At 39.4% G+C, this 19,691-nt stretch carries 10 protein-coding genes and 1 pseudogene; 10 read left to right on the forward strand and 1 reads right to left on the reverse strand.

The window, feature by feature from the left end; translation table 11 throughout:
* Nucleotides 1–158 precede the first annotated feature (158 nt).
* The 10 genes and pseudogenes from MHI12_RS04885 (at nt 159) to MHI12_RS04930 (ending at nt 18,308) form a co-directional block, all read left to right on the forward strand.
* A complete protein-coding gene (locus tag MHI12_RS04885) occupies nt 159–1,151 on the forward strand; it encodes a DUF4183 domain-containing protein (RefSeq protein WP_405171717.1) in 993 nt (330 codons plus the stop codon).
* Between the two features lie 82 nt (nt 1,152–1,233).
* The gene (locus tag MHI12_RS04890) at nt 1,234–1,518 is read left to right on the forward strand and encodes a DUF4183 domain-containing protein (protein ID WP_036606220.1); all 285 of its coding nucleotides are present in this window, start codon (nt 1,234–1,236) and stop codon (nt 1,516–1,518) included.
* Nucleotides 1,519–1,772: 254 nt separating this feature from the next.
* On the forward strand, nt 1,773–2,966 hold the full coding sequence (locus tag MHI12_RS04895) for a WXG100 family type VII secretion target (protein ID WP_405171718.1): 1,194 nt from the start codon (nt 1,773–1,775) through the stop codon (nt 2,964–2,966).
* Nucleotides 2,963–3,448, forward strand: a complete 486-nt coding sequence (locus tag MHI12_RS04900; RefSeq protein WP_405171719.1) for a hypothetical protein — start codon at nt 2,963–2,965, stop codon at nt 3,446–3,448. Before MHI12_RS04895 ends, MHI12_RS04900 begins: the two co-directional genes overlap by 4 nt.
* Nucleotides 3,449–3,570: 122 nt before the next feature.
* Entirely contained in the window at nt 3,571–4,233 is a 663-nt protein-coding gene (locus tag MHI12_RS04905; protein ID WP_405171720.1) for a hypothetical protein, read from the forward strand.
* Nucleotides 4,234–4,450: 217 nt separating this feature from the next.
* Nucleotides 4,451–7,588: pseudogene (locus MHI12_RS04910) on the forward strand (DUF3427 domain-containing protein).
* Between the two features lie 337 nt (nt 7,589–7,925).
* Entirely contained in the window at nt 7,926–9,707 is a 1,782-nt protein-coding gene (gene dptF / locus MHI12_RS04915; protein ID WP_405171721.1) for a DNA phosphorothioation-dependent restriction protein DptF, read from the forward strand.
* A gap of 4 nt (nt 9,708–9,711) precedes the next feature.
* Complete coding sequence (dptG, locus tag MHI12_RS04920) at nt 9,712–11,100, forward strand: DNA phosphorothioation-dependent restriction protein DptG (RefSeq protein WP_339189582.1); 1,389 nt, start codon at nt 9,712–9,714, stop codon at nt 11,098–11,100.
* The gene (gene dptH, locus MHI12_RS04925) at nt 11,081–16,309 is read left to right on the forward strand and encodes a DNA phosphorothioation-dependent restriction protein DptH (RefSeq protein WP_405171722.1); all 5,229 of its coding nucleotides are present in this window, start codon (nt 11,081–11,083) and stop codon (nt 16,307–16,309) included. Before dptG ends, dptH begins: the two co-directional genes overlap by 20 nt.
* 256 nt (nt 16,310–16,565) lie before the next feature.
* Entirely contained in the window at nt 16,566–18,308 is a 1,743-nt protein-coding gene (locus tag MHI12_RS04930) for a DUF262 domain-containing protein (RefSeq protein WP_405171723.1), read from the forward strand.
* 241 nt (nt 18,309–18,549) lie between these two features.
* On the opposite strand, the gene MHI12_RS04935 is transcribed toward MHI12_RS04930, so the two are convergent.
* Nucleotides 18,550–19,683, reverse strand: coding sequence for a cysteine desulfurase family protein (locus MHI12_RS04935; protein ID WP_405171724.1), 1,134 nt, complete (start codon nt 19,681–19,683; stop codon nt 18,550–18,552).
* Nucleotides 19,684–19,691 lie beyond the last annotated feature (8 nt).

Here is a 19,691-nt window from a genome sequence, read left to right on the forward strand (position 1 = left end):
TGAACAAGAGGACAGCCACCCTCAACAAATTAAGGCCCAGTCGTTCTACGTCGAAATGCAGAAATAAACACTTGGGAAAGCGAAAGAAATGCCATATTATCCGTAGATCTTATCGGAGAAAGCGCTGCTCACTGAAGCGTCCATTAAGATCACAGAAAATGGCCCGTGACAAAAAAGTCATTGCATTACCGAGAGGGGGCGGCAGCAACCCGGTATGTTGTGAGCCCGGCCCCCTGCTCGCTCCGTTGAGACAACATGAATTGGAGACTGTGAGTCTCCCTGGAACGCAAGGTGTGGCAGGTGCCCAAGGTCCCGCAGGCCCTCACGGCGGGCCGGGTCAACAAGGGGTTCCCGGAGCGCAGGGTCCCGCAGGCCCTCACGGCGGGCCGGGTCAACCGGGGCTTCCCGGAGCGCAAGGCCCCGCAGGCCCTCACGGCGGGCCGGGTCAACCGGGGCTTCCCGGAGCGCAAGGCCCCGCAGGCCCTCACGGCGGGCCGGGTCAACCGGGAATTCCCGGAGCGCAGGGTCCCGCTGGTCCTCAGGGTGAGACGGGTCAAGTGGGGTTTCCCGGAGCACAAGGCCCCGCAGGTCCTCAGGGTGAACCGGGTCAATCGGGAGTTCCGGGAGCGCAGGGTCCCGCAGGTCCTCAAGGTGAGCCGGGGCAACCGGGAGTTCCGGGAGGGCAAGGCCCGGCTGGTCCTCAAGGTGAAACGGGTCAACCGGGAGTTCCGGGAGCGCAGGGTCCTGCAGGCCCTCAAGGTGAGCCGGGTCAACCGGGAACTCCCGGAGTCCAAGGACCAACGGGCCCCCCAGGTGAGCAAGGCCCGCCGGGCACCATACCCGGAATTGAAATCATTCCTACGGCAAACCGCTACTTCTATTTTCCTGACACCGATCTGGATTTGTCGGCCTCAGTTATAATTCCTGCCACAGAATTCACAAATGACGATGGCGGCAGCATAACCGAATTTGCCGGGGTTGGACTTACTAGTTTCAACAATCTTTATATAAACGGGATCGTCCAACCAGGAAACTCATACAGTGTAAGTGCGGAGAGGTTGTTTTTTTCGTCACAAAGCGGTGTGATCTTTGCAGGGACACCTATCACTATCGAGATAATTATAATAACAGCCAATATCATAAATGGTTAAAAATGGTTGTAGCTGCTGGTTCCTTTGCCTTCACTACTCCCAAACCTACCACATATACTATGTTAGGTAGGAGGTGAGAAACATGCCACTTGTGACACCATTTCAGAACAGTTTAAGATTTGTTGCAACCATTGGTGATGGGACCGGCACTGGGGCAACGTTTGCCATTGCTGCGACTGCTTTTACAAATGACGCTGGTGTAGCTGCAACCGCATTTCCAGGCACCTACAACTACTACAATCTTTATATTAATGGCCTTATGCAAACAGCAGATACGTCCTCGGCTACGACGACTACAATTACAATTCCAGGTGGAGATGCATTAAATGATGGAACTCCAATTGTTGTACAATTTGTAGTGTCTTAAAGAAGATTTAATCCTACTGTATCGTTATCTTGTGCGACTTCTATCTGTGATAGAAGTCTTTCTTTTTGTACAAGACTCCCGTCGACATAACGGTATTTATTCATGCATTAATGTGCAAAAATGGTTACCCAAGGATGTTGCCCAACTACCGGATAACCTCTGAGGAAATGATTCTTCCGTTTGATTCCAATCCTCCTTCTCACTTGTTAAAATTTAGGTACATAAACTATGGTCAGGTTGGCGGTGAAGATAGGATGCAACGTATTCAGGTACATCCCGATGTGTTAGACGAGAAAGCTAGATTGGTCCAGCAGAAGAAACAGGAACTGGAGCGAATGGTCTGGGAACTAGAGAAATCCATCTATATGTTGCAATCCGATTGGTCGGGTGTGACAGGAGAGCGTTTCTTCTGGGATTTTATGCAGGTGAAAGAAGTGTTCCCAACTACACTCGGGCTGTTGGACGAAATCCAAAAAGAGTTTACGTTTATCGCAAAGAACTTTAGAACAACGGACGGCTCCGGCGAGGTTGCACTGTACATTCCAGAAGAACTCAAGCCAAGCTTCGGCACCGGACTGGTCGATAAAGCAATTGGTGACACCGTTACAGGACTTGGTGAGATGGCAGAAGCGTTCATTTATAATCCGTTTAGTACAATAACCAATCTGGCCTATGCCATGACTATGGGTAAGGTAGTTGACGTTGGACGTGGCATTGGATTCGCATGGGATGCGGCCTGGGGCACGGGAACGGCAAGGTCTGACATAGAGCAATTTGTAGAAGAGCAGAAGAAGCAGCTCGATGAGGATAAGTCGGGTTATTATAAAGGTGCCATGTTAGGCCAGGCTTTCTCCTATTTTCTCTTTGGCAAAGCCTTGCACTCGAAGGATCACCATGAATCGGGTGGAGTTGTGGAAGGTAAAAAGGAGAAGAGTGAGGGAAATAGTCTGAACCATGATGGAAGACTAAGAACGGAAGGCACTAAAACCACATACACAAATTTATACGGGAATGAAATATCTTGGACTAATCAAGGTCCTAAGGATATAGATGCAATTATCGAAAAAAATTTAAGAAGCTCAAAACCTGGTGATATTTTAGAGGGGCGAGTGGCAGAGACAATAAGAGAGACTGGTAGATTAGAAGGTACAGGTATAGAGTTGAAATTGCAAAATAAATTAAAAGCAGGCGATATCGATATTCTGACAGAATCGCATATTATTGAAATCAAGAAGTCTTTAAGTGCCTTAGATGAAAAGCAACTGGATAAGTTGATCAATCCATCAAATAAAAATTATTTTAACTATGACAATCGAGAAGTTATTTATTACATTGAAGATGTAACTGTGAAAAATAAAACTCAGTCTGATTTAGTTGAAAAATTAAAAGATCAGAATATAAAATTAATTAGCTCATTAGAGGAATTGAAGGAGGTTGTCAGTAAATGAGTTCAGTAATCATTCTAAAAAAAATCACAAATTATTCTCCGGAGCAGACTCTTGAGAACTTTAAGCATGCAGCACAGAGAGCGAATATGTATTGTTTTCATTTAACAGTTGATCTTGATCCAGATAACAACTTTCAATCTGCAGAAGGCACACTATCTGAAGTAAATGAGGAGACCCTTTCAAATACTGATGATGAAGAAACGATTAAATACTTCACTTTTAACGTGAATAAAGTTGTCGAAGATTCATATGATAGTTTTACGTGGCTCACCCATTCAACAGATTACTTTTGGGCAGTGGATATTGTAAATATTAATCATGAATATGAATTTATTTATAGGTTTGTAGTAGAGTATTTTCAACATAACATGGAAGATTACTTATGGTTTGATGATGCTGAGTGGTATTACACAGCTGACGATATCTTGAAATTAAGTCAAAGGCCGTATAACCCAAAGTGGTGTAGCGAAAAGGTTGTGTAAATACGAGGGTGGAGGATTACTCTAGTGCATTAAAATTTAAAAAGGATACTACTTAAATGCACTTCTACACACAAGCGTAGAGGTGCTTCTTACTATAAAAAAAATTAGGAGAACAGCTTGCCATGATACTAAAGAAACGACTTTTAATGATCGGATGTTGTATTGCCTTTGTGATCTTACTTATTCTAACCTATAGCTTTTATAAAGAGAAAAGAATGTATGAACAGTATCTAACGATGAATGTCCGCCAAGATCTTGTTGATCTGAAGAGTGCGATTATCAATAATGATAGTTTATTTAACCGAATACTGGAGAATGACAAAATAACAAACGAGATGGTTGAGGATGGAGAGCAGGCTAGCCAGCTTTATTATAACTTTACAGATATGATACAGATAATCAATAAGTATAATTTGATGAATCTAAGTTTCAGTCAAGAAGCCAATTGGTTGGTCAAACCTGCAGCATTATTCACAGATGGCTTAGGTCCAGACGACATAATGCCACTTACCCTTCACCGTATGGGAATGACATTCGTGAGGCTGGATATAGCCAGTTATCCTGTAACAGCTGAACTTAAGGCTAGAATTGAGGAGTATCAGCAGTTAAATCAGCGATGGCTGAACATTGTTGGGGACTTTGAATCCAAGGAAACAAACGAAAAGGAATGGCCCCAAATATTGAATGATCTGGAGCAAGAGACCCGAAATTATTTTCAAGAGAATAATGTAAATTTTGTTGATGATGACGTTTGGAGAGAGGCTTTGAATCCAAGGTACGAATGATGAAGAAGAGTCAATTGATGCTAGATATGCGTTGCACCAAAGTGAGTACTCCTGCCGTTCATAGGCAATAGAGAGTGCTCTTTTTTTATATACAAACAACTAATGAATTTTTTTCCATGCTGGACGATAATAAAGTAGAGACCATATAACCAATACCAAGCATTTAATGATATCACATACATATCCACAACCATCCTAACTCTCGCGAGGTACATTCATGAAACAAGGCATATATGAACAGCTTATCAACACCATCACCAGACAGGAGATTTCGGCGCTGGACCCGGATGTGTATAACATTGGGACCGAGAAGTTGGATGCAGAGGAAGCGCGCAAGCTGCTGTCCACGTATTTGGCGGCGGTGACCCGGCGAGCGCTCAAGATTGTACGGGAACAGACGGAAGATAAGACAGCAGTGTTGGCGCAGATCCGAACGTGTAATGAGATTATTGCTACGCTGAAAGGCACGCTTGGGGAAGAAGAGTACAACGAATTGCAACTGGATGAGCAGGGGGAAGTGTTGACCCATGTGTATTCCAAGTTGAACAGCATTCGTGCGGTCCGGGATACCAAAATCGTTCGTCCAGATACGCCGATCTCCCAAAGCTCTTTGTTCACAGGTGCCAAGTCCGAGCCGAGTATGTTATTGGAGTTGCAAAAGGAGATCGTGACCGCCGATCGGATCGATTGGCTGGTGTCATTTATCAAATTCAGCGGACTTCGTCTGCTTCTGGAACAGCTTCAGCAATTTACGACTGGCGGAGGCAAGCTGCGGATCATCACGACGACTTATATGGAAGCAACCGACCTCAAGGCCATTACTGAACTTAGCAAACTGCCTAACACGGAAATCCAGATTTCCTATGATACCAAAGTGACCCGACTGCACGCCAAAACGTACATTTTTCACCGTGATACTGGATTCACTACTGCCTATGTCGGCTCTTCCAATCTGTCCAACCCGGCGCTGACCAGTGGTATGGAGTGGAAGCTCAAGGTGACGGAGAAGGATTCACTCGACGTGCTACGCAAGATTGAAGCGACCTTCGAGAGTTACTGGAATGACCGTGAATTTACCCGGTATATGGCTGAGGATGAAGGCCATGAGGCACAGTTGAAGGCGGCTCTGAATCGCAAAAAAGATCAGTCTAACCACTTTCACCTCGACATCCAGCCTTATGATTATCAAAAAGAAGTGCTGGAACAGCTGGACGCCGAGCGTACGCTGTATGGACGAACCCGCAATCTGATCGTCGCCGCCACAGGCGTTGGCAAAACAGTCATTTCTGCCTTCGACTACAAGCGATTCCGGACAAGCCATGCGGGAGCAAAGTTGCTTTTTGTCGCCCATCGGGAAGAAATCTTGAAGCAAAGCAGGGATACTTTCCGGTATATCCTGAAGGATATGAACTTTGGGGAGCTGCATGTCGGGAATCACCGAGCAGAGGCGTTGGACCACTTGTTTGTTAGTATTCAGAGCCTTAACTCCATGAAGCTGACGGAGATCACCAGCCCAGACTATTACAATTACATCATTGTGGATGAATTCCACCATGCCGCAGCACCTTCATACCAGAAGCTGTTGTCCCATTACGAACCGCAGATTCTACTCGGACTCACTGCAACACCGGAACGGATGGATGGCAAAGACATTACCGCCTACTTCGATCATACGATTGCCGCCGAGATCCGTCTAACCGATGCCATTGACCGGAAGCTGCTGAGTCCTTTTCAATATTTTGGCGTCACCGATACTGTCGATCTATCCCAGGTAAAGTGGTCGCGCAAAGGCTACGATCTGAATGAACTTGAGAAGCTCTACACTCATAACAAAATCCGTGCCAACCAGATCATCCAAAGTCTGAACAAATACGTAACCGATCTGGACGATGTGAAGGGGCTTGGGTTCTGCGTAGGGGTGGATCATGCGATGTATATGGCCAAAATATTTAACGAAATCGGCATTCCATCCATAGCCCTGCATGGCGGGTCGAGCGAACAGGAACGTCATTCTACGAAAGGACAACTGGTGAACGGGGAACTGCGCATGATCTTTGTCGTGGATCTGTACAATGAGGGCGTGGATATCCCTGAGGTGAACACCATTCTATTCCTGCGTCCTACCGAAAGTCTGACCGTATTCCTGCAACAGTTGGGACGTGGACTACGGATGGCGGAGGGCAAAGAGTGCCTGACCGTGCTCGACTTCATCGGACAAGCGCATCAGGAATACAGGTTCCAGGATAAATTCCGCGCCCTGATCGGCGCTACCAAACATTCCATCTCGTACTACGTCGAGAACGGCTTCTCGAACTTACCACGCGGCACGTTCATTCAATTGGAAAAGCAAGCGAAGGAATACATTATGCGCAACCTCAAGCAGATGAGTCGTAATCGTAGAGCGCTGATCCAGAAGCTGCAAACGTTCCAGCAAGACACCGGACTGCCGCTAACTTTGGCTCATTTTGTAGAGCATCACGGGATGACATTGTATGAATTGTATGGTGGACGTACGGGGAAAAGGTATTTCCGGGGCATGTTGGCCGAAGCAGGACTGACAGAGCCAATCGAGAGTGAGCAAGATGAGTACATCCGCAGACTGCCATCTGTGCTGACGATCAACTCCCGAAGCTGGCTGACGTTCCTGATCGACTTTATTGAAAAAGGGAAAGAACCGACCAACGCTGATGAACAGCGCATGTTGATTATGTTCTATTACACCTTCCACCGGGCCGCGCCTGAAAGATTAGGGTTGAGCAGCATCGAAGAGGGTGTGCAGCGTGTGTTGTCTTGTGAAGCATTCCGAGCAGAGCTTGTGGATATTTTCCAATATAATCGGGCTCATCTGCGATTTGTGGATAAAAGTAATTCGTTCCCGTACACTTGTCCACTGGATATCCACTGTATGTACTCCATGGACCAAGTGCTCGCCGCCTTCGGTTATTGGAATGCTGAGCAATCACCCGCCTTCCGCGAAGGCGTGAAGTATTTTGCAGATGAACAGACGGATATTTTCTTCATTACACTGAACAAATCGGACAAAGATTTCTCACGATCTACGCTGTATGAGGATTATGCGATCAACGAGCGTCTATTCCACTGGCATACTTAGAGCAGGGTATCAGAGCATACGGCTACTGCACAGCACTATATCCATTACGGGGAGACGGGCAACCGGATTGTGCTGTTCGTGCGGGAATATAAGGAGGAGCATAACTACACGTCACCATTTGTGTTTCTGGGTGAAGCCGATTATGTGAGTCATGAGGGGAACAAACCAATGAGCTTTGTATGGCGACTGCGGGAAGAGATGCCTGCGAAGATGGTGGCGGTGGCGAATAAATGTATTGTTTGATAGAGCACTATAAAGAAATCTGATATGTTAAGCAGGCTTTTTGTTCTAATCATATTAAAACATGCGTAAGTCGCTTGGAAATAATACCTATAAATCTTAATTTTGTACCTTAAGAACCATAAGTGTGGTATATTTATCCTATAAAAGGTCATTTATTGTAGATTAGTGCTTCGCATTATTGCATGTATTTAATTATTTCTTTTTTAACTTTATGTATGCGGGACCAAAGCATGGTCTATTACACAGTAAACAGCGTATGATGACAGACATGGTTCCTATAGGAGAACTATGTCTTTTTTTGCGAAGATTTATAAAAATGTGTTTTGGAGGATGGGGCATGTCTACAAATACTCATTTCATTGATGTTCTTAAGCGCTGTAAGCAGTCTTCTAAGGAAGCTGTTGAAAATCTTGAGGGGTTCAGTGAATTTAAAAAATATATGCATGTTCAGAGGCCAGTAGAGGAAGAGCTTGAGACGTATATCAAAGATGCCAATCAATCGAATCGGGCACAATTGATTTTGGTGTGTGGCGGAGTTGGTGATGGAAAATCACATATCTTATCCTATCTAAAAAGCAAATATGACTTTTTGGCTGATCCTGACCGTTTCTATTTACATAATGATGCTACTGAAAGTTTTTCTCCACGAAAAACTTCTGTTGAAACTTTGGCTAAAGTTCTTGAGCCTTTTTCTGATGAAGAGATTGATAGAGAGCAGAAGAAAAGTATCATTTTAGCGATCAACCTTGGTGCTTTAAATAACTTTATTGATGCTGAGGAAGGTAAGAAGTTCACTAGACTTAAGGAATATATTTATGCAAAAAAAATTATGGAATCCGTGATCACAGAAGAGGCTTTCAAAGATGATCATGTTTTCAAATATGTTAACTTCAGTGATTATCATATGTATGAATTGACGGAGAGTGGATCAAGTTCAAGCTACATTAAAGGGATCTTGGAGAAAATCACTCGGAAAACGGAACAAAATCCATTTTACGAGGCTTACCTTAGAGAAAAGAACGAAAATCCTGACGTCGCATTACAAAATCCGATTATTCAGAATTATGAATTACTACAATATGAAGATATTCAAGAAAAAATTATCGACTTATTAATCCAGGCAATGGTCAAAGAAAAACTGATTATTTCTACCCGAGCGTTACTGGATTTTGTTTACAATATACTTGTTCCTTCTTCACTCGATAATCTTGATCATAAAAGGATGATGGAATTAATCCAGATTCAGGGTTTTCAAACCTATATAGCATGTCTGTTACCTTTCCAATTATTTAATCGTGAAGATGCATCTTCTATTCATCAGGCTATAAATCAAATTAATCCTACTAAGTATCGTACAGAGTTACTGGATCAACATCTAATAGATTTTAAATCCAGCAAAGATGGCGCAGATCTATTTAGTCAATATATTGATGTGAATCGTATACCACATTTTGCGAAATCTCTGCTTTCTCATTCTCCATGGAAGAGTGAGGACAAGAAGGACATGTCCTTTAGAAATGAAATGGTAAAATTATTTATTTATTTATACTACTTAATTCCTCAAGAACCCCATAATTCATTTGAAGATCAGGTATACGACCAATACATGAATTATCTGTACCATTGGAATAGGAAAGCGTGGAGCAAGTTATCCAAGCTCTACAGGGAAGATGTTCGTGATGCCATTTATAAGTGGAATGGTGAGGGACATGGTGGACTTATTTATGTTCAGATTGGACAGCCTCAAACTCATTATTATGCGCTACAAAAATTAGATATAGAACCTGCCCTGGAACGTGTTGAACCGCGAGAAGAAAGCATATTAACAAAATTTATCCCTATGTTAACGATTGCTTTCAAACCCAAAGGCGGAGAGCCTGTTGAAATAGATATTGATTTTTCACTATATTCTTTACTAATTCAGATTAAGAATGGGTATCGCCCCAACAAAAAAGACAAATTCCAATTTATTAAGTTTGTTGAATTCATTGATCAATTAAGTAGTAAAGGTAATGACCAAAATGAATTGATCTTCGAAAGTAAGAAATTTGGAAAGTCACAACGATATCGTCTGAATTACGATGATCAATTTGACCAATACTCATTTACGGAGATGTGAGAAAATGGAATATAAGATAGATCTGCAGGAGATCAAAGACAAGTTTAAATTTGATTCCTCTATTAGACATAACCCTAAGATGTCTGTCGAACTCTTACCTTACAATACGAAGTTTAAAGACACTCAGTTTAACTTTAGAGAAGTTATAGGTGAATTTTTACGTCTGGTGGGGCAAAAGAAAATATCTTCAGAGGCTAATCCAGATCAGTTAGTTGAACAGGTGCTTGATTCTATTGAGTTTAAACATGTAAATCAAAAGAGCGAATTTAAACAGATGATTAAAACATTGTTCATTGATGAGAATAACCAGCTTTTTTTATTCCACCCTCAAACGCTTTACTATATCAACACTGTAGAAAACGAAAATAAAAAATTGGCCGAATTTCTTTACATGGTTTTATGGAATGGGAAAGAACCGTGGGAAATTAACAAAACAGAACGTCATACAGAAGATCTGATGAGTTCTTTAATTTTTAATGCTTTACCAGAATTACAAGATTCACAGGGCCAATCCAAAAAATACGATGTGTTGTTGCCTGAAATATCGTCATTATTTGCTTCTGATTTTGAATGGCTTTCAACGAAACAGGACTTATTTACACAACAATTAGAAAAATTATTATCGTATTATTACTTTTTTTATATGACTCAAATATCACGAAAAAACGAAACTCTTTTTGCTAAATATGAGCAGGGCATAACGCCTGTCTACTTTACATTTGAAGAGGAAGAACGGTTGTCAAAGACGAGAATCAGTTATGAATATGGATGGAAGAACATCGAGAGATCCATTAATCGGATGTTCACTCATGTGAATTTTCTGAAAATGCTTAATGTGTCAATGGAGGAAGTAGGACGTTATCTTTCCTATGATGAGATTGCGGAATTGATTCGCAACCATTCATATGAGAAAAATCTTGAATTAGAAGAGATCGTAGATACAGTAATTGAACAATATCGTGCAGGAATTTCAGATGTGAAATGGTCTCAAATGAATATGCATCCTGAACAATATGAAATTCCGTTGTTGAATAAATTGACACTACTTTTCCACATGATAGATCATCAGTTTAATAACTCATATAGATCAAAATCATATAATGGATACAGAACGTGGTTTGTACATTTTTGTCAGAAAACATTCCTTAAATCTAGGGGGAGATCTGGGAAAATGTTGATTTTAGATACGGATTATTTGTTATTCCTTACGAAAGTTATCATTAAAGACGAACCAAAAATAAGGATGAAAAAACTATTTGAGGAATTTGAAGTAAGAGGCATGATTTATGACCGAGATACAGAGGTTGCAATCATTGAATACTTTGAAAAGTTAAATCTGTTAGAGAAAAAAAGCGATAGTGGGGATGCTATTTATGTCAAAGCATTTTTATAGTTATCTTGCTCACCTTATAGATCGATTTTTGAGTGGAGTGAACATTCAACCGGGGGAAAAATATCATATTCAATTTGAGCGTGAAGAACAAGTAGTGAATCTAGTAAATGAAATTAAGAGTATACATCGAGTTAGCTCGTTCTCCATGTCAACAGAGGATGGAGATTATGAATCTCACACTTTAGATTATGATCAAACTAAGGTGTTGATCGCATCCAATATGGAGGAAACTACCCCGGACTTTCTGACAACATTACGAAATAAAGTTGGCACACAAGAAGAGCGATTCGAAAATCTTGCTATGCTCTTAATTCATAATTCGAACTTAGATAGTTTGGTTCAGGGAATGACCTCGTTTGCAAAAGAAGGTATGCCTTTCCATATCAATTCTATTGAAAAAGATCTACAAGAAATGATGAAGCAATCTAATCTATCATCAGAAGAGAAGCAAATTCTTAACTTTTCGATAGAGTCCATGAAAGCACAGCAGGGGCTTCATGAGAAAGTTGCTTTATTCGATTATGAAAATATACTTACTGTACTGAACAATGAAAAACTGGAAATGGATGAATATAAAAATTTCGGACTTTTTTATGATGCTGAACTTTTTAACACGCCTAGAACACCTAAGGAAATAAAAGAAAGACTGAAGGAAAATCATTTGTTATATGGTGCAGTCGAGATAGCTCACCAGTATGGTTCTGCTGAGATCAGCCTGGAGCGCCATTTTGATGATCAGGGAATTAAGGTATTGACAGAAGCTGAAACGTGGCAAGATGTTGATTTTGGTTCAGTACGAAGATCGAATCAGAAGAAATTAGAAGGAAAAGGCCTGGAATATGTAGAGGCTAGTAAGAAATTGACTTTGGAAGGGTTAGAGTATTGGGAGAGAGCCGATGGCGAGACGAAGAGTAGACAACGTAAAAGAAACATTATCGTATTCAATCCTGATCCAATAGAGAATATTACTTTAGAGTTTACATTTAATGATTTTATTAAAAATCAGTATATCACTGAAAATAAAATCAAACATGCGATACAAGGAGAACAAGCAGGTAAAAAGATCCGTTTACACCTGAAACATGAAATCGGACAGACTACATTTTACGGTGTGAAATACAAGACAGAGGTATCTCCAGCATATGAATTTAAAATTACGGTTGTTGAGACACAACCTAAGCTTCTCCAAACGATCCAAACATCTTATGCAATCAACTTATCAAAATCTAAATCAAAAGGGTCATCCCTATTGATTAACTCGGATGCAGAGCATTGGTTCTTCAATAAGGATGCTGCTGAGATCATTAAGGTTAATTTGACCGAATCTCAAAGTACCTTTGACGTCACGGAAGACCAAGAGTTAGTTGTTTCTCGCAATGATGAAAATAATAGTGATGAAGAAATGATTTATTTTAACATCCAGCTTCCTCATACAAGTATTCCATTTGCTGTACAAGATTTAGTTGAACGTCCTGTTCCTATTGGAGGGTTCAGTGTCTGGAAGTTGAAACGCGAGAAGGAGGAACATTTCAAATTCCGAATTGAGAATGAAAAGATGAAAATTGTTCAAGGAACAAGGGAGACTTTTGCTCAAGGGGAGTTTAAACGTAATTTAGAGCGAGAACGTAAGCTTTTAGAGACCAATCATCTGTATTTTTATGAAGATAACTTAGGCAAAATTGTTCCAGAGTCTATTTCGGTTTCGGAACCTTTAAAAGAAGCATATTGTGATCTTCTCCGATATTTCAGAACGAATGATTTGCTCCCTAGCTTAGCATATTTTGATGAGGATTATACTGCATTAGCCAGTAACTATATTGAAGCATATATACAGGAGCTTGAGCAGTTACAAAATGGCCAGTCGCTTAACCAGACTCAAAGGGATCTTGCTTTGATTGGAACGATTCGGAAAGAACATGTGAATCCAGAATGGTTGTTCACGCCGTTGCACCCTCTTCATTTGGCTTACCAACTACAGTTAAATCAATTGGTGGGTGACGAGCCGATCAGTGATGAATTATTGCATTCAATGAGACCAACTAATTTATTGCCTTACGTCAATTTCAATTCCAAACTGTACAAAGCAATTGAGATGATGGATTCGTATGAGTGGGCTTCTTACATGGATCAAAGCTTGCCAAGATTTGAATCTTCCAAGATATTTGTGAATAAATTGGTGCAAGAAAAAATCGAAGAATTTACGGGCCACTTTGGATATCTTTTTGAATTGGATCGTCGAGCGCCACTTAAAATCAACACGATTAATATGGGAGACTGTCAAGAAATTCTGCAAGGTCTTTTTGAATATTACAAGAAGCAACTAAAAGATAACTTGGAAAAAGGGAAACTCCTGCCGATTGAAATTCACATTTATGCTGAAAAAGGAATCAATAATGCATTCGAGGAGATGTCATATTATTCAGATGCTGAAGAGATCGCTAAACATTTCAATCTTAAATTGGAGCTGGAAGGATATCATCCGGAAGAATTGTTAAATGTTTTTAGAGACAAGGTGAGATTCTACTCTAAAAATGTGGATACAACGAGTTATGAATACAGTCATGTTACATTTTATCAAATGAATAAAATTGAGCAGATTGCTACAAGTAATGCTTCTGAAATGATTACAGGAGTATCGTTATTTGGACTGGTATCAGGTATTCCTTCCGTTTTCATCAACGAAGATTATAAAACGGGATTTGGAACCAGATATTATCCGACACAAGACGTACCGCTATTGAAAATGGTACCTAAATTGAATTCCTTATTGAGAGTAGCACGAACTCTGGATAATTACCAAGAGGATATTAATATTGTTACAGCGATCTCGGCAGATCACAAACAACAGCTAGATCAGGTGTACGACTCTGCTCATTGGGTTACCTTCATAGAGCCTAAAGTGGATCTAAGTTTCTTTAAGAATAGTGACGCTCAAAAAGATTTGCTGGTTATTCACTACAGTGACCAATTCACAACATCCAGTGGTTTTGATGCAATTACAGTCACCAGACGTTCTAAACAATACCAGCGTCTGATCAAAGAATTTCTGGGTCAGCAGACAATTTATGTTGAGGACCAGATGTTACCTCCAATCATTAATTTTTTTAATGCCATTAACGGGAATTGGTTGCTTCGTCTGTTGGCACAGAAAAACTATTTTCCCAAAGAAAAGATTAGTATTCTTTCTGCGGTAAAATTATCTCTTGCTGTGTATGCACATAGCAACATTATATGGATTCCCATTTCAATGGAAGAAATCCTTAGAATTTCGGGTGGAACGGGTCTTCGACAATCGGAAGGTTTATTTTCTGCAAGAAAACTGGGAAGATTCGGATCTTATAGCGATGACTTGTTATTGATCGGAATTGAGCCGCACGAAGAAGAAGTATTGGTTCACTTTTACCCAATCGAGGTCAAAATAGGCCATAATGGTGCCAAAGTGCAAGAGAAAGCTATGAACCAAGTCAAGGAAACGAAACAGTTATTAATGGAGTTCTTAACAGGTGACGAGAAGAGTTTCCAATCGGTACTTTATCGAAATTTCTTCATGCAATTAGCGATTGCAAGTGCGGAAAAAATGAAGCTCTATTCAGTTTGGCCTGAACAAACGTGGAATCGGATTACAGAACATGATGTTCGCGAGCGTCTTCTTAATGATAAATACAAGATTGTAAATACGTTGGATCAACACATTGGTCAAGGTGCTGTGATTTCCTTTAAAAAAGATGTCGTGTTTACAGATATTAAAATGAACGACAATGTTATGATCTTTGATTACCCTGAGAAGAGTGGATATGAATTCATACTCAAGAGTGTCGAGGAGATGAAGGAGTATATCCAGAGCAGTAAGGGGGACTTGTCTCCTGAGCAATTGCTCAGTAATTTATATGATTCTTCCAAACAAGATGAGAGGACTCAGATTGAAGACCAAGTCTTGCTTGTTACTGAAACTCGTGAACAATATGATGCAGGACTAGATGAAGTAGCAGCTACCACGAACATAGCTGATGACACACCAGTTGAATTAGAATCTGCTGAAGATTCTCACAGTTCTGTAGTCTCTAAAGAACCCGTGAAACCATTAGAAGTTCTATTTGGACATCATGCATCTTCCAATGAAGAGGTGAAATGGTTCCCTACTTCAACTGATCAGATTATGCACACCAATACAGGAATCATTGGAACGATGGGAACCGGGAAAACACAATTTACAAAATCATTAATTACTCAGTTGAGTCGTAACAGCTACGATAATGTTAATCAAACACCAATAGGCATATTGATCTTCGATTATAAAGGTGATTATATTAAACCTGATTTTACAGAAAAAACAAATGCGAAGGTCTATAATTTATATCATTTACCATTCAATCCGTTGTCTTTGTATAAGGCGGAAGCATTTAAACCCTTGTTGCCCCTTCACACAAGTAACTCACTAACAGATACGATTGTACGGTCTTTCAGTCTTGGGCAAGTTCAAGCGAATACTTTGAAGGACTTGATGATGGAAGCTTATTCTAAAAAGGGAATTATAAAGGGAGATTCTTCAACCTGGGATTTACCTGCTCCTACGATGAGTGATGTATATGAACTATACGTTGGTAAAGAAAATACAAAAGTTGATTCTCTCTATGCAGTACTTAAAGAGTTATATGAAAACGAAGTGTTTGAAACTGACTCGTCTCAAACGATCTCTCTTTTCGATATGATTGATGGGATCACCGTAATTAACTTGTCTGGCTACAGTGAGAGCATTCAGAACCTGGTAGTTTCCATTACGTTGGATGTCTTCTACAGTCAGATGCAAATGTTTGGACACAGCGCAATTGATGGAGCCTATCGCGAAATTACACGTATGATCTTAGTTGATGAGGCAGATAATTTCCTCAGCAAAGATTTCACTTCCATTAAGAAAATCCTGAAAGAAGGACGTGAATTTGGGGTAGGAACGATTTTATCAACACAGTTCTTAAGCCACTTCTCAACATCGGATAATGATTATGCGAATTATATTCTGACCTGGATTGTGCATAACGTCTCTGAAATGTCTGCGAAGGAGATTCGAATGGTATTTAGCACACAGAGTAAGTCTGAGGAAGAAAACATTATGAATCGGATCAAGTTGTTACAGAAGCACTTTAGTATTGTGAAGGCTGGTTCAAGACAGCCGATTTTGATGAGGGATAAGGCATTTTGGGAGTTAAATTAATTACAGATTCGTTTGTCACGGTTAGTTAAAAATGTTGTATTAATAAAGGCTATAAACAGTAATCAGTGCTTGACTTAATAAAACACTTATGCTGCACTGTTTATTGTGGAAATTAGGTTGTGTAGATGCTCAGACAACTAAATTTCGTTGGATACAATTTGTCAAGCACTGATTGTATAGGTTAAGCCTTAATAAATTCAATTAATTCCTTGTTTTGTATTTGACATAAAGCATAAAATTTGGCGGAGGGTTATAAATGGACTTTCATTCAGAACAAAAAACGATAAAAGAAATATTCACATCTGATAAAAAATATATTATACCAAGGTTTCAAAGAGAATATTCATGGACGATTGATGAGCTTACTGAACTATGGAAAGATATATTAACAAATATTCAATATTTAGATGATAGATTTGTTACAAGAAATTACTTTGTCGGCTCTTTAGTTATGGTCGGTGATCAGAGTTCTTCCAATCTACAGGTTGTAGATGGGCAACAAAGATTGACTTCAATTACAATTTTATTTAGCGCACTTGTTCAAACATATAAAGATTTAGATGAAGAAAAAAAAGCGAATGGTTGCTATAATTTTATTGAGGGAAAAACTCCTGATGACGATTCATATTTTAGACTTGAGAATAAAGCTTCTTCTGATTTTATTAAACAAGCTATTCAGTATGAAAAAAAAGAAGATTTAATTCCGAAAAAAGCTGAGGAAAAAAACTTAGCATTTGCATATAATTTTTTCAAAAAAAAATTAAAACAGCAAGATTTAATTGAAGAAATGAATCATTATACTAATTGTGGAAATGACAAAACAAAAGAAAATCATATTAGATGTGTTACGGCAATTAGAGACCAAGTACTTGCTTTTAAAACCATTTATATAACAGAGCCGAATGAAGATGAGGCTTATAATATTTTTGAAACATTAAATGCAAAAGGCCTTGATCTTTCAATGGCTGATTTGATTAAAAATCAAATATTTAAAGTACTTAAGGATCAACATCCAATAGATTATGCAAAGAATCAGTGGAAAACTCTCTTGAAGAATTTACAAGAAAGAGAGAATCAAATTGATATTAAAATTTTTATGAGGCATTTCTGGATTTCAAAGTATGAACATACAACTGAAGCTAAAATCTATCAGTCCTTCACTAAACATGTCTCAAAAGATAATAAAAAAAATATGAAGTTATTTTTAGACCAGTTAGTGGATGAATCAGAACAATATAAATTAATAACCTCACCAACTACAGATGATTGGAAACAACAACAGGATTTAGAAATTTATCAATCTTTGCAAGCTTTAAGTGTTATGAGGGTGATTTCCCCTCGACCTTTACTTTTATCTTTGTTAGAAGGAAAGAAAGATGGGAGGGTCTCATTAGATTCTATTAAAAGGGCTTTTAGAGCAATTGAGGAGTTTCACTTTGTTTTTTCAACAATTTGTTCGTCGAGTGCTTCAGGTTTAGAAAGTAAATATTCTAGATTTGCTAGAGATTTTAGGAAAGTAAAGAATAAACAGGAAAGTAATAAGGTGATAAAAGAATTAATCAATGATCTTTATGAAAAAAAACCAACCTATGACGAATTTCAACAACAATTTGTAAATAAGTTGCGTTTTTCAGATTCCTATACTAAAGAAAAAAAAGTTATTCAATATTTCTTTAAGAAAATGGAAAGATACTACAGAAAGAGTAATGAGTTGGATATAACTAACATTAGTATTGAGCACATACTGCATCAATCTAAAAAGGTTGAAGAAGCCTACTCTATAGGTAATCTATTACCACTTTCCCAAGAGCTTAATACAAGATGTGGAACAAAAGCTTACTTTGATAAGGTGAACATTTATAAACTTTCCAATTTTAAAGTTGTTAATGAGTTTGTTAATGATTACGATGGAAGAACTGATTGGAATGTAAAAGATATAAGAGATAGATCGTTATCGCTTGCTTCGCTAGCTTATAATGAAATATTCAAAATTAAATAACAGATTTTGAATTTATTGTAGGGACCTTCTTTTAGGTTGGTCCCTATTTAATTAAACCTGAATTTCAAAAAATGAATTGATTAAATCAGACATGTCAAGGAATACAAGTGCTTTTTCTTCCACCAATTTGGTGCACGTTGTTTTTAGCAAGAAACTCAGTAATGTAAAGTCCTATAGCTGATTTGTCAACGTCTGTTTTCGAAATTTGGGTTAGAATTAAATCCCACTTATTTTGTTTTTATTAGTTAATCTCTCTAAACAAATCCAAATCAGATTCACTTACATCAGCGCTTAACGTGATTCTAATGGTCTGTCTAACCTCCTCTAACGATTTCCTCGCCGCGCTTAGAACATGACTTGGTTTACTTGAACTACATGCTGAACCAGATGAAAGTGCAATGAAGCTGGATAATTTTTTTAGCAGTAGCTCATTATTTACACCGATAAATTGAAGGCTAATTAATCCTGGAATTTTATCTTGTGTGTCGCTATTGAAAGTAATCTTGTTACCTAAATTTGTCTTAAGAATATCGACAAGATAATTTTCCAACTGAGTTAGACGCTGAACATTTTCCTCTAGCTTCTGTGATGCAAGCTCAGCAGCTTTGCCCAATCCAACAATATTGTGTACAGCGAGAGTTCCACTTCGATAATTGTTTTCCTGTCCTCCTCCGTGAAGGAGGGGGGTTAGGCGAGTGAAAATCTCTTTCGATTGTTTCCGTATGATGGCGGCTCCGATGCCTTTGGGGCCGCCTATTTTATGTGCTGACATCGAAAGGAAACGAATTCCTTTGTGTTTCCGCAAATCAACGGGTACTTTTCCGATAATTTGAGTTGCATCAGTATGAAAGAATAACCCGTTGGCTGCGTATAATTTGGAAAGTTCACCAATAGGATTCAGTGAGCCAATCTCATTATTTCCCCACATAAATGAAGTGAGCAGAGGTTGGATCTGGGTAACTGCTTCTGTGACATTTTCAATAGTTACTCTTGCAAAAGAATCGACACCAAGGAATTTCGTACTGAAACCACGATCACCCAAGAATTGAACTGTTTCGAGAACAGATGGATGCTCGGCAGCAGAAGTCAACAAATAATTGGATGCGTTCTGTCTATGACCGTAGTAGTCAGCAACGCCTTTAATAATCATATTATTGCTCTCGGTAGCTCCACTTGTAAATACAACCTCGTCTGGATCACATCCTAATAGTTGAGCGACTTGTTGGCGAGATTTAGCTACAGCTTTTTTAGCGTTCTCTGCCAGAGAATAAAACTTACTGGATGGATTACCATATTCCTCTTGAAGATAGGGAAGCATTGCTTCCAAAACCTCAGGATGGATCTTAGTTGTGGCGCTATTATCCAGATATAACATTGGGATCA

The organism is Paenibacillus sp. FSL H8-0280, from assembly GCF_045040665.1.
Taxonomy (GTDB): Bacteria; Bacillota; Bacilli; order Paenibacillales; family Paenibacillaceae; genus Paenibacillus; species Paenibacillus xylanexedens_A.

Coding starts and splice junctions, on each gene's coding strand:
- MHI12_RS04900 (WP_405171719.1), top strand. CDS start 2,963: ATGAGTTCAGTAATCATTCTAAAAAAAATCACAAATTATTCTCCGGAG.
- dptH (WP_405171722.1), top strand. CDS start 11,081: ATGTCAAAGCATTTTTATAGTTATCTTGCTCACCTTATAGATCGATTT.
- dptG (WP_339189582.1), top strand. CDS start 9,712: ATGGAATATAAGATAGATCTGCAGGAGATCAAAGACAAGTTTAAATTT.
- MHI12_RS04890 (WP_036606220.1), top strand. CDS start 1,234: ATGCCACTTGTGACACCATTTCAGAACAGTTTAAGATTTGTTGCAACC.
- MHI12_RS04895 (WP_405171718.1), top strand. CDS start 1,773: ATGCAACGTATTCAGGTACATCCCGATGTGTTAGACGAGAAAGCTAGA.
- MHI12_RS04905 (WP_405171720.1), top strand. CDS start 3,571: ATGATACTAAAGAAACGACTTTTAATGATCGGATGTTGTATTGCCTTT.
- MHI12_RS04885 (WP_405171717.1), top strand. CDS start 159: ATGGCCCGTGACAAAAAAGTCATTGCATTACCGAGAGGGGGCGGCAGC.
- MHI12_RS04930 (WP_405171723.1), top strand. CDS start 16,566: ATGGACTTTCATTCAGAACAAAAAACGATAAAAGAAATATTCACATCT.
- dptF (WP_405171721.1), top strand. CDS start 7,926: ATGTCTACAAATACTCATTTCATTGATGTTCTTAAGCGCTGTAAGCAG.
- MHI12_RS04935 (WP_405171724.1), bottom strand. CDS start 19,683: ATGTTATATCTGGATAATAGCGCCACAACTAAGATCCATCCTGAGGTT.